The 12,247-nt window shown below is 40.7% G+C and carries 11 protein-coding genes and 4 pseudogenes; 10 read left to right on the top strand and 5 right to left on the bottom strand.

All coding sequences use genetic code 11. The annotated features are described in order from the left end of the window. The first annotated feature begins 98 nt into the window (after window positions 1–98). Window positions 99–560: a hypothetical protein gene (locus tag ACJMKR_RS08145; protein WP_423062633.1), complete on the top strand. Its 462-nt coding sequence runs from the start codon at window positions 99–101 to the stop codon at window positions 558–560. A 51-nt stretch (window positions 561–611) separates the two neighbouring features. Here ACJMKR_RS08145 and ACJMKR_RS08140 read toward each other — a convergent pair whose 3' ends face one another. Beyond that, entirely contained in the window at window positions 612–1,766 is a 1,155-nt protein-coding gene (locus tag ACJMKR_RS08140) for a fructose 1,6-bisphosphatase (protein WP_423062632.1), read from the bottom strand. A 197-nt stretch (window positions 1,767–1,963) separates the two neighbouring features. Here ACJMKR_RS08140 and murI point away from each other — a divergent pair, with 197 nt between their 5' ends. The 5 genes and pseudogenes from murI to ACJMKR_RS08115 all read left to right on the top strand — a co-directional run bounded on the left by murI (window position 1,964) and on the right by ACJMKR_RS08115 (window position 6,565). Beyond that, the gene (gene murI / locus ACJMKR_RS08135; RefSeq protein ID WP_423062631.1) at window positions 1,964–2,815 is read left to right on the top strand and encodes a glutamate racemase; all 852 of its coding nucleotides are present in this window, start codon (window positions 1,964–1,966) and stop codon (window positions 2,813–2,815) included. 54 nt (window positions 2,816–2,869) lie between these two features. Next, the gene (gene dinB, locus ACJMKR_RS08130; RefSeq protein ID WP_423062630.1) at window positions 2,870–3,925 is read left to right on the top strand and encodes a DNA polymerase IV; all 1,056 of its coding nucleotides are present in this window, start codon (window positions 2,870–2,872) and stop codon (window positions 3,923–3,925) included. A 648-nt stretch (window positions 3,926–4,573) separates the two neighbouring features. Next, a pseudogene (locus ACJMKR_RS08125) lies at window positions 4,574–5,325 on the top strand (IS1 family transposase). A gap of 86 nt (window positions 5,326–5,411) precedes the next feature. Beyond that, window positions 5,412–5,621, top strand: coding sequence for a transposase (locus ACJMKR_RS08120; protein ID WP_423062405.1), 210 nt, complete (start codon window positions 5,412–5,414; stop codon window positions 5,619–5,621). Window positions 5,622–5,725: 104 nt separating this feature from the next. Then, entirely contained in the window at window positions 5,726–6,565 is an 840-nt protein-coding gene (locus tag ACJMKR_RS08115; RefSeq protein ID WP_423064184.1) for an IS3 family transposase, read from the top strand. Window positions 6,566–6,827: 262 nt separating this feature from the next. On the opposite strand, the gene ACJMKR_RS08110 is transcribed toward ACJMKR_RS08115, so the two are convergent. Then, window positions 6,828–6,968, bottom strand: coding sequence for a hypothetical protein (locus tag ACJMKR_RS08110; protein WP_423064280.1), 141 nt, complete (start codon window positions 6,966–6,968; stop codon window positions 6,828–6,830). Here ACJMKR_RS08110 and ACJMKR_RS08105 point away from each other — a divergent pair. Continuing rightward, window positions 6,948–7,517, top strand: coding sequence for an aminotransferase class V-fold PLP-dependent enzyme (locus ACJMKR_RS08105; RefSeq protein ID WP_423064217.1), 570 nt, complete (start codon window positions 6,948–6,950; stop codon window positions 7,515–7,517). The genes ACJMKR_RS08110 and ACJMKR_RS08105 overlap by 21 nt on opposite strands. A gap of 167 nt (window positions 7,518–7,684) precedes the next feature. Then, window positions 7,685–8,803 (top strand): annotated as a pseudogene (locus ACJMKR_RS08100) (IS481 family transposase). Between the two features lie 49 nt (window positions 8,804–8,852). Here ACJMKR_RS08100 and ACJMKR_RS08095 read toward each other — a convergent pair. Continuing rightward, window positions 8,853–8,948: a hypothetical protein gene (locus tag ACJMKR_RS08095; RefSeq protein WP_423062629.1), complete on the bottom strand. Its 96-nt coding sequence runs from the start codon at window positions 8,946–8,948 to the stop codon at window positions 8,853–8,855. 42 nt (window positions 8,949–8,990) lie between these two features. Next, a complete protein-coding gene (locus ACJMKR_RS08090; RefSeq protein ID WP_423062628.1) occupies window positions 8,991–9,152 on the bottom strand; it encodes a hypothetical protein in 162 nt (53 codons plus the stop codon). Window positions 9,153–9,325: 173 nt separating this feature from the next. Between ACJMKR_RS08090 and ACJMKR_RS08085 the strand changes: the two genes are divergently transcribed. Beyond that, window positions 9,326–9,562: a hypothetical protein gene (locus ACJMKR_RS08085; protein WP_423062627.1), complete on the top strand. Its 237-nt coding sequence runs from the start codon at window positions 9,326–9,328 to the stop codon at window positions 9,560–9,562. Between the two features lie 476 nt (window positions 9,563–10,038). After that, window positions 10,039–11,160: pseudogene (locus tag ACJMKR_RS08080) on the top strand (IS481 family transposase). An 86-nt stretch (window positions 11,161–11,246) separates the two neighbouring features. On the opposite strand, the pseudogene ACJMKR_RS08075 reads toward ACJMKR_RS08080, so the two are convergent. Then, window positions 11,247–12,224 (bottom strand): annotated as a pseudogene (locus ACJMKR_RS08075) (IS256 family transposase); the annotation flags it as partial. Window positions 12,225–12,247: the final 23 nt, after the last annotated feature.

Raw genomic sequence — 12,247 nt, 5'->3', positions numbered from 1 at the left:
GGGTTTTAACTATCAAATGTTTGCAATTGCTTTTGAAATCTCTGAACTTTGGTCTATATTTATACAACCAATGAGTTATAGGCGTGGAGGATGAGTCTATGAAACATAAAGCATTAATTGGAGTGGTTGGACTAGCGCTCGCCCTAGGAGTAAGCTCCCAAGCACTCGCCTATCATACTTCTTGTTATAAAGGTAAAACAGTGAATGTTATGGGTCAGATCAAAACGAATTTGCATCGCCCAATCTTCTTTAGCGTGACCAAACCACTCATGATGAGTAATTGGAACGCAAAAACAAAAACATTTTGGTTACACTTCCCGAAAAAAATGGGAACGACTTCGAGTGGAATTTATTTCTATATGAAAAAACCTGATGGAACACCAATTCCACTTTGCCTTTATAGCTTTAAAGTAACTTATAATGCAAGTTACAACGGACATATGAACTCTTTAATGTTCTCAAAAGCTATAAAAGGTATGTCAAAAAATAAGTATGTTACATGTCGATTTGGATTCGATAAGAAGAAAATAACATTTTACATTATGGGTCAGCCTCATTAATGAGGCAAAAGCCTGCCATCCATTCCTACTGAGTGGATGGCAGCATTAAATTCAACACTTATGCATTTCAAATTCTTGATCTAACTGCTTCCAAGTATCAACGAGACCGGTATAAGCAATTTCAGTTTGCTGTGCCATGGCTATTCCCATAAATCCTTGACGGCGAATTTCGGCTGCACGTCGTTGTGAGACATAGCGCGTATAATCCCACGCAGAACCTGCAAAGAAGTCGACGTAACGTTTGGCAAAATGCCCTTCGTCATTCATTGAAAATCCAATAGCAGAAATAATGGGATGACAGTAGGGGCCGGTGACTGCTGTATTTATTGGCACCGGTAGTTGGGGCATATTGTGTGAACCGCGGGCGTCGCCACTGATAATTTGGTTGATGGTGGCGTAAGGTTCGATAATTTCTTCTGGTGCAGGGAAAATGCCTTGGTTACGGACCAACGCAATAGGATCGTCTTTACCTGTATATTTTCCTGCGATATTGTGCAATCGTGTTGCGGATACTGCAACCACTTGCTCTTCAGGCTTAAAGCGTGAGTGGATCGCCTTAATGGCAAAGCGATCGGGATTCTGCAATAAAGCCGCAACGTCCCAAATGCGTTCTGGAACCTCTAATTGAATCAAGCGATCTTCGTTTTTGCTCTTGTGATCCATATCGATAATGGTGAATGTGAAGCCGAGGTGCATTTTGGGGTTTAATAGCAATCCGCCATCGTGCATTGGATCGCAAAAGACTAAATATAGGGGCAGATTGAATGCACCGGGCGCGCATTTGTCACCGGCGAAAATCATGAAAGATTCAGCAGGGCGGTAACCTTCTTTTGGATTGAGTGTGAATTCGATTTCAGCGACACCTGGCCCGGCACCGGTCACATTACCTGCGGGTGCATCGACTAGTAAATCTTGACCCGCACCGTAATTTCCCTGTTGTTTAGCAATCTTTGTTGCGGCCAGAAAAGCCTCCCAGGCAAATCCGACATGAACTTTCTCGTTATTTATACCATGCTGATGTGAAAATATGATAGCGATATCGTCACCGGTATAAGTGACAATGCCGTCGATTAGTAATCCTGACTTTATGTTTTTTTTGAGTAAATCGCGGACGGCGTCGAGCATTTCATCACTGGGACGCGTGTGCCCCCCCCCCCCCCCGATACTACCAACATCCGCTTTGATAGCGCTTAGCGTAATCTCCATAACCCCTCCCTAGCTGGTGTCACATTTGCATTAACTTTTTTATTTTATTTAAAATCAAACAGTTAAATGAAAATTTAGTGCAAATGCGGTACGCACCTTCTTACGCTAGTATACATTACTTTGAAGGGAGAGATAAAATTAACGGAGAACATTTTTGACTTAGGTTAACCTTCATACTTCGTGCTACACTTTTACTTATGACGACTCCAGTACAACAGCAACCGATTGGCGTTTTTGACTCAGGAATGGGTGGTCTTACTGTCTTGCGACAGCTAAAAAAATTATTACCTCATGAGAGTTTTATTTACTTGGGTGATACGGCGCGACTTCCGTATGGCACCAAAAGTCGTGAAACAGTTATTCGTTATGCTGTGCAAAATACAAAGCTACTTATTGAGAAAAATATAAAATTGTTAGTGGTTGCCTGTAATACAGTATCTTCAGTTGCATTGCCTGAATTAAAACAACATTATCCTAATATTCCTATTATCGGTGTCCTTGAGCCAGGTGCCCAAGCTGCAGTGGCGGCGACACGTAATCATCGCATTCTTGTATTAGCGACTGAAACGACTATTAATACAGGTGGATATCAGCGTGTCATTAAAAATTTAGATCCAAATGCAACTGTTATGACGAAAGGGTGCGCAGTACTCGTTGCTTTAGCTGAAGAAGGATGGGTCAATAACTCCGTCGCTAAGGCAGCGATCAATGAATACCTTTTGTCGATTAAACATCATGATGGTAAATATGATTGTGTTGTATTAGGTTGCACACATTTCCCTGTGTTTGCTGATTTATTGCGTGAAATGCTTAATAACAAGGTTAATATTATTGATTCTGCACAATCAACGGCAGCAGTTGTTGAGCAGCTTTTAATGAAATTACAGTTAAAAGCACTGGTACCAAGTGTTACTCGTGAGACACAATTTTTTGTGACAGACTCTCCTGAGCGTTTTATGCGAGTCGGTGAGTTGTTTTTGAATCACAAGATAAACCCTGACTCAGTAGCATTGGTAGATCATCAGCAGGTAAATTCATTTCAGACTTAAAAACTTGAAGTATCGCCTGTATTTTTAAAAGCATCTTATTGGGTGGATAAATCCATGAAAAAAATCATTCATATTGATATGGATTGTTTTTATGCAGCAGTGGAGATTCGTGATAATCCTTTTTTAAAGGGCAAACCTGTCGCAGTAGGAGGGCTGCCAGATAAAAGAGGTGTCTTGACTACATGCAATTATGAGGCGAGAGCTTTTGGGTTACATTCAGCAATGGCTTCATCGAGAGCTTTACAATTGTGCCCGAAATTAATTTTGCTTCCAGTTGATATGAAAAAATATCGAGAAGTGTCGGCTGAAGTTCGTGAGATATTTTATCGATATACAGATATTGTCGAGTTTTTGTCATTGGATGAGGCTTATCTTGATGTGAGTGATTCAAAAGCATGTCAAGGTAGTGCTATCCTTTTAGCACAAAAAATAAGGGGCGATATTTTGCAAGAACTTAATCTTACTGCGTCTGCTGGCATTGCAACAAATAAATTTCTTGCAAAAGTGGCAAGTGATTGGCGAAAACCAGATGGGCAATTTTCAATTTTGCCTAATCAGGTTGATGCATTTATTAAATCTTTGCCAGTGAAAAAAATACCTGGCGTAGGGAAAGTTAGCGTGAGAAAACTGAATAATATTAATGTGAATACTTGTGCTCAATTACAAACTTTATCGTTGATTGAGTTGCATCAACGATTTGGAAAGTTTGGTGAGCGTCTTTATAATTATTGTCGTGGCATTGATGAACGGCCGATAGAAACAATGCGTATTCGAAAATCTGTTAGTGTGGAAGAAACCTTTATAGAAGATTTAAGGGGTTTGTCTGAGTGCAGCAATAAACTTCCTGCGCTGCAGTCCAATCTTTATCGACGTCTAAAAAAATACGAAGATAGAGTTATTCATAAACAATTTATTAAAGTTAAATTTGCTGATTTTAGTCGGACTACAAAGGAGTGTGTAGTGACACAATTAGACGGAGCGATTTTTTTAGAGTTGTTGCGAGAAGTAATCAAAAATAGCTCTAAAAAAGTGCGTTTATTAGGACTTGGTGTCCGATTTTGCGGGCTTGATTCGATTCCTTTCAATCAGCAATCTTCACTACTATTTTAGTAGGTGTCACATTTGCACTAATTTTTATAATATCATGATTTTTATGTGAAAATAATTTTTTCTAGTGCAGATACGGTACATACTAACTTGCCTTCCTGTATTGTAATTTTATCTTCTTTGTTAACAATAGGAACTTTCTCTTGATTAACGATGGAGATTGTTATGCCAAGAAAACCTAGAATTCATTATTCAAATGCTTTTTATCACGTGATGTTAAGAGGAAACTATCGGCAGAATATTTTTCATTTTGACCGTGATTATCGATCCGATGCGAGCCATGGAGAGGCGAAGCCGATGGCGAGTATTCCGCGGCAGCCGCCGATTTTTGACAGAGCGGAGTGCCGAAGGAACGGAGTTCCGTAGGCAGCGTAGCGAGTGGCAAAAATCTGTAGGCGGCGTCGAGTCATCTGGAGACAGTGCGCAGTCGGCCGCGAGGTCGCGGAGCGCTGTCGACGGGGACGTCCGCGGCTATTTAGGTTGTCGCGTATTGCGAGTCGATTATTGACAGGGATGCCAATAATCTATCACGAGCATCGCGACACACTTCATTTTTATAACTTGCTTGGAAAGGTGGTGGGTAGTGCCTCATTTTTGTTGATGTGATATATTTTGCTATTTCAGAAAATCATTAGGATAAGGATTGCATGAATGGCAAGAATCAATGTTGCTTGCCCCTGCTGCTGTTTACATGAGGTTGTAAAATTTGGCGTCAGCAGTACAGGAAAGCAAAGGTTTCAATGTAAAAATAATGCTTGTGAGAAAAATACATTTCTTCTAGATTACACACATAATGCTCGTGCCCCTGGTGTTAAAGATAAAATAGTTGATATGGCAATGAATGGTAGTGGCGTCAGAGATACTGCACGCGTTTTACGTATTAGCATTAACACTGTTATTGGTGAATTAAAAAAAAGGGTGAAGGTTTGGAGAGCGTCAATACACGACTTTTAAAGGAAAAAGAATCACTTGGTGCGTCTGTTACTGTTAATGTTGTACAAGTTGAAGAAGCGGAGCTGGATGAAATGTGGAGTTTTGTTCGAAATAAACAGAATCAACGTTGGCTTTGGCATGCGATTGATCACCATACACATGAGGTGTTAGCTTATCATTTTGGTCCAAGAAAAGATTCAGCATTTAAAGCACTGAAAGAAAAACTGAGCTCATTTGATATCAACTTTTACTATACAGATGATTGGGGTGCTTATGAAAGACACCTGCCTCAATCAAAACATTTGGTGGGAAAGCAAAATACCCAAGCGATTGAACGAAAGCATCTCACGTTGCGCACACGAATAAAGCGATTAGCGAGAAAGACGATTTGCTTTTCTAAACTGGATAAATTGCACGACATTGTCATCGGATTATTTATCAATAGGCACGAGTTTGGGAGGGTTATTTAGATGCCATCAACAAAAATGAGGCACCACCCCCTAAATTACCGGACACTAATTTGTTAAAATCTATGAAGTAACAAAGAGGTGATCTCATGACAAAGAAGACTCGAAAATACACACCGGAATTTAAAGAAGAAGCAATCCATCTAGCACTCAGTTCTCCTTCCGTGTTAAGCGCTGCAAAAGACTTAGGCATGCCCGAAGCGACCCTCCACACCTGGGTGGATAAAGCCAGGAAGAGTGGTGAAGTGATTCATCCCAGCGCAAAGCAACCGGTCAACATAGGGGAACTCATTGAATAAAATCAACAGCTTAAGAAGCGACTGGCACGACTGGAACAGGAGAAAGCCATTCTAAAAAAGGCGGCCACGTACTTCGCGAAAGAACTCGAGTAAAGTACAGCTTTATTCAAAAGCACGCCCAACTATTTGGAATTAACTTGCTATGTGATGTACTGGGTGTCAGTCGTAGTGGTTATTATGACTGGCTATCGCGACCTATGAGCCCACGTGAGCAAGCAAACCAACAATTAGATGAAAAAATTAAGGTAATTTATATGAGAAACAAACAACGTTACGGTTCACCACGTATAACTCGTGCATTGCAAGCGGAATCGATTTCCTGCAGTCACACGCGTATTGAGCGGCGTATGCGCTCCATGGGCTTAAAAGCACTTGCCAAGCGTAGATTTAAAATAACCACAGACTCGGGTCACAACAAGGCTATTTTTGAGAATATTTTAAAGAGAGATTTCACGAGAACGGCGATCAATCAAAAATGGGTGAGTGATCTGACGTACATTCCAACCCGTGAAGGTTGGTTGTATTTAGCGGTGGTTATCGATGTGCATTCACGTTCGGTTATTGGCTCGTCAATGAATAAAAGCATGAAACAAGATTTAGTGTGTGATGCGTTATTGATGGCGTTATTCAAACGAAAATATCCAAAGCAAGTGATTATACACTCTGATCGGGGCAGTCAATATTGTTCGAAAAAATATAGGGAAATCATCAAGCAAAACAAGCTGATTGGTTCAATGAGCAGAAAGGCTAATTGTTGGGATAATGCCATTGCAGAAAGTTTTTTCCATACCCTAAAAACGGAACTTGTGCATGTGAATGATTACACAACACGCGCTGAAGCAAGGCAAAGTCTTTTTCAGTATATTGAAGGCTATTACAATCACAGAAGAATGCATTCAGCTATTGACTACAAGACCCCTGTTGCGCTTGAATGTGCTGCGTAAAATCGAAAAAAAATGTGTCCGGTAAAGTGAGGGAAGATCAGTATGTACTTGGCGTCCGATGCGAGCCATGGAGAGGCGAAGCCGATGGCGAGTATTCCGCGGCAGCCGCCGATTTTTGACAGAGCGGAGTGCCGAAGGAACGGAGTTCCGTAGGCAGCGTAGCGAGTGGCAAAAATCTGTAGGCGGCGTCGAGTCATCTGGAGACAGTGCGCAGTCGGCCGCGAGGTCGCGGAGCGCTGTCGACGGGGACGTCTGCGGCTATTTAGGTTGTCGCGTATTGCGAGTCGATTATTGACAGGGATGCCAATAATCTATCACGAGCATCGCGACACACTTCACATCTGAAGATGAAGTTTTGATTCCGGCTTTTACTTTTGTCGCTGTGCCAAGTATAGCCGTGCAAACAGGAGCACAGGTTAGGTTAGTCGACGTTACTGAAGATTACTATCTAGATATCGAGGACTTGAAGAAAAAAATAACCAGCAAGTCAAAAGTATTAATCCTATCTTATATGCGAGGATATGTGGGTAATGTTGATGCGATTGTGAATTTATGCCAACAGCATAATATCAAAGTTGTAGAGGATTGTGCTCACACAATGGGCTTGCGCTGGAAAGGGACGCCTGTTGGGAGAAAAGGCATCATTTCCTGTTACAGCATGCAATCATATAAAATGATTAACGCGGGTGAAGGCGGTATTTTCGTTACTGATGATGAGGATCTTTGTGCAAAAGCGATTTTATATGCCGGAGCCTATGAGCGCTTGTGGAAATCACACATTAACCGCCCCAAAGATATTGCTCATTTACAAAAAAAAATACCTTGTCTCAATGTTAGAATGAACAACATTACAGCGGCGATAATCAGAGCACAGTTATTAACAATTCATGAGAAGATTGAAAAGCAGAATCAAAATGACCTTCCCCCTAAACTAGTACCAGGACACCGATGAGATATTCATGTTAAGCAGCCTGTTTCGCAAATTCAATAGGCGGCATATAATTTAATGAACTGTGTGGTCTTTTAGTTGTAAACCTTCAGACTTGATCTGACACTCCTGGTCAGTTAGAGTAAAATTTAATTGACCAACCTTAAACAACCAACACGAGGAGTGTCATTATGACCAGTGTATCCGAAAAGATTATCAAACCCAAATTAGGTTTACTAGAGCTGTCTAAACAATTGGGAAATGTTTCACAAGCCTGCAAGGTTATGGGTTATTCACGCGACAGTTTTTACCGTTTCAAAACACTTTATGAAAATGGTGGCGAAGAAGCACTCCATGATATGAGTAAGAAGAAACCGAATGAAAAAAATAGAGTGCCGCTACATGTAGAAGAAGGGGTAATTGCTTTGGCTATTGAAAACCCAGCGTTAGGTCAGGCACGTGCGGCCAATGAATTACTGGCGCGAGGCATTATCGTATCGAGCAGCGGAGTTCGTTCGGTGTGGCTACGTAATGATCTAGAGACTTTTAAGAAGCGACTAAAAGCGCTTGAAGCGAAATCGGCGCAAGACGGTATGTTATTAACGGAAGAACAATGACAAGCATTAGAAAAATCAAAACGAGAAAAAGAAGCGCACGGCGAGATTGAAACAGAACACCCAGGTTATTTAGGTTCTCAGGATACGTATTATGTTGGCACGATGAAGGGCGTTGGCCGTATTTATGAGCAGACTTTTGTCGATACCTATAGCAGAATCGCTTTTGCGAAGTTATACACGGAGAAAACAGCGATGACGGCAGCTCATTTATTAAATGAACGTGTATTGCCATGGTTTAATGAGCAAGGTATCCGATTGCTGCGTATGCTCACGGATCGCGGGACGGAATATTGTGGAAAAATTGAGAACCACGCCTATCAACTTTATTTAGCAGTTGAAGACATTGACCATTCGAAAACACGCGCACGTTCTCCGCAGACCAATGGTATTTGTGAACGTTTTCATAAAACGATTAAACAAGAATTTTATGATGTTGCTTTTCGAAAAAAAATATATCGTTCCCTAGAAGAATTACAACAAGACGTTGATGCGTGGATCAAAACATATAATGAGGTCAGGCCCCATTCCGGCGAGCGTTGTTATGGAAAAACACCCATGCAAACTTTTCTTGATGCAAAGCATTTGCCACAAGAAAAAGAATTAGATAAACTATGTAAAACTATTCCAAGCGTGTCGGCAGATGAATTGAATAAGGCGCACAGTAATCACGACACGCAACTGGTAGAGGAGTAATTAGAATCCGATCTATCGGACAGAAAATATGTCCGATAAATCTCAACTGTCAGATCAAGTCGAGAGTTCTACATCTAATAGATAGTGTTTTAAATCGACTGGTAGTCCCTCGCACAATTTTGATATCACGTTTGTTAAGTTCCAAGCACTCAGCAATAAACGAAATTAGCGCTTGATTAGCCTTTAATTACTTTTTTGTACCATCTTCGTATTTTCTTGCTTCTTTAATTGATACTACAGGAGCCAAGCGACTCAATCGATGAATCAGTGGACGATACTCAGGATATTCGATGCTTAACGATTCTGCACTTGCAAGCTCAAAATCTGCAAACTCAAAACCCGGTGACACAAAATGCGATTACCTCACGTACATTCAATCGCCCGATACAAGAAAAAACATTACCCATTATTCCAAGAGAGATGGTACTCTTCTAAAACAAATTTAGTGGCAAATCCATTTGCTTTCCTAATCTTACTAAAACTTGTATAATCTTTTTTCTAAAAAACTGAGGAGGTATCACTATGGCACGAGTTGCCGATCCAAAATTGAAAACACTAAAAAACAACATCGCTGCTGCGAAAAAGGCATTGAAAGATGCTGAAAAAGCGTTAAAGCAACACAAAAAAGCAACGAAGAAAGTTAAAAATGCTAAAAAAGCAAAACCCACTAAACGAAAAGCTAGTGGTAAAAAGAAAGCCGTCAAAAAGGTAACTCGAAAACCAGCTAAGAAAAAAGCATCTCGTAAAAAAGCTAAGTAAAGTTACTTCTAAATAAGTTTGGGCGCTGTATCAGCGCCCATTTTTATATAGATACCTCACTAAAATGCGAGTTCAACTCGCGCAAGGCGTCAACACCAACCGTTCGCACCTCTCTCCCGGTACCTATATCAAAATAAAAACTAGATATTATACCTATCATCATGCGCGGATGTTAATACAAACCAAAGATTACAAGCATATACTAAAAGATGTTACTAGGAATCTACTCTTAGCTGATTAAAGAGCACTTCAACTCCAGCGGTAAGTAGTAGCAATTCCCAAGACACAGCTACTCCAAATTCGGCTAGCGAAGCGTGTCGCGATGCTCGTGATAGATTATTGCCATCCCTGTCAATAATCGACTCGCAATACGCGACAACTTAAATGTAAACCTTCAGACTTGATCTGACACTCCTGGTCAGTTAGAGTAAAATTTAATTGACCAACCTTAAACAACCAACACGAGGAGTGTCATTATGACCAGTGTATCCGAAAAGATTATCAAACCGAAATTAGGTTTACTAGAGCTGTCTAAACAATTGGGAAATGTTTCACAAGCCTGCAAGGTTATGGGTTATTCACGCGACAGTTTTTACCGTTTCAAAACACTTTATGAAAATGGTGGCGAAGAAGCACTCCATGATATGAGTAAGAAGAAACCGAATGAAAAAAATAGAGTGCCGTTACATGTAGAAGAAGCGGTAATTGCTTTGGCTATTGAAAACCCAGCGTTAGGTCAGGCACGTGCGGCCAATGAATTACTGGCGCGAGGCATTATCGTATCGAGCAGCGGAGTTCGTTCGGTGTGGCTACGTAATGATCTAGAGACTTTTAAGAAGCGACTAAAAGCGCTTGAAGCGAAATCGGCGCAAGACGGTATGTTATTAACGGAAGAACAATGACAAGCATTAGAAAAATCAAAACGAGAAAAAGAAGCGCACGGCGAGATTGAAACAGAACACCCAGGTTATTTAGGTTCTCAGGATACGTATTATGTTGGCACGATGAAGGGCGTTGGCCGTATTTATGAGCAGACTTTTGTCGATACCTATAGCAGAATCGCTTTTGCGAAGTTATACACGGAGAAAACAGCGATGACGGCAGCTCATTTATTAAATGAACGTGTATTGCCATGGTTTAATGAGCAAGGTATCCGATTGCTGCGTATGCTCACGGATCGCGGGACGGAATATTGTGGAAAAATTGAGAACCACGCCTATCAACTTTATTTAGCAGTTGAAGACATTGACCATTCGAAAACACGCGCACGTTCTCCGCAGACCAATGGTATTTGTGAACGTTTTCATAAAACGATTAAACAAGAATTTTATGATGTTGCTTTTCGAAAAAAAATATATCGTTCCCTAGAAGAATTACAACAAGACGTTGATGCGTGGATCAAAACATATAATGAGGTCAGGCCCCATTCCGGCGAGCGTTGTTATGGAAAAACACCCATGCAAACTTTTCTTGATGCAAAGCATTTGGCACAAGAAAAAGAATTAGATAAACTATGTAAAACTATTCCAAGCGTGTCGGCAGATGAATTGAAGGGACTGTTTATTAGTTTGTGTAAATCGCGTCAGTCAGAATTATGAATCAGCCATTGTGTTAACTGATTTTTTAATTTTATCAAAAACTACATTGCGTTCAAATTAATTTCCTCTCTTATGAATTTTAAGTTTTATACAAAATCCGCCAGGCGATCTTCAAACATAAGGGCAAAACGATTCATGGCGGCACCCCAGTCTCGAATCGGCATGGTCCATTTTTTGGCTATATTTTTTAACCCTAAATAGAGTTGTTTTAAAGCGGCATCGTCCGACGGAAAAACTCGTTTATTTTTAATAACTTTTCGGATACTCATGTTCAGTGATTCAATAGCGTTAGTGGTATAAATCACCCTCCGAATTTCTGCCGGATAAGCAAAAAATGGCACAATGCGCTCCCAATGAGTCAACCAACTTTTGGCAATCGAGGGAAATTCAGCATCCCATTTCTCAGAGAAACTCGTCAGCGCCAATTCTGCTTCTTCAACCGTACTGGCCGAATAAATAGCTTTTAAGTCAGCGGCCACTTCTTTTTTCTTTTTCCAACCCACATAGCGCAATGAATTCCGCACCATGTGTACAATGCAAAGCTGTACTTGAGTGTTAGGATACACAGCGCCAATCGCATCAGGAAAGCCCGTTAGCCCGTCAACGCAACAAATCAGGATATCTTCTAGGCCTCGATTTTTTAACTCCGTTAATACATTCAACCAGAATTTAGCGCCCTCATTTTGGCTAATCCAAATACCTAGCAATTCTTTTTGCCCATCGATATTAATTCCTAAAGCCAAATACAATGCCTTATTGATAACCTTTTTATCTTGCTGCACTTTAATCACTAAAGCGTCCAAATACACAATCGGATACACCTTGTCCAACGGACGACTTTGCCAAGCCTTCACTTCTTCAATCACTTCGTTGGTTACTGTAGAAATGAGACTCGAACAAATAGTTGTGCCATACAAATCTTTCAACTGATCTTGAATATCACGGGTAGTCATACCCCGTGCATAAAGACTCATAATTTTGTCATCCAAATCATCAAAGCGGGTTTGATGTTTTGGAATCAATTGCGGTACAAACTCATTGTTACGATCACGAGGAACCTCAATGTTGGACTTTGGATAAATTTATA

This window comes from Candidiatus Paracoxiella cheracis, from assembly GCF_049348705.1.
GTDB classification, from domain to species: Bacteria; Pseudomonadota; Gammaproteobacteria; order Coxiellales; family Coxiellaceae; genus Paracoxiella; species Paracoxiella cheracis.
The sequence above is the reverse complement of the archived record's forward strand: the minus strand, read 5'-3'. Positions and strand labels throughout refer to the sequence as shown.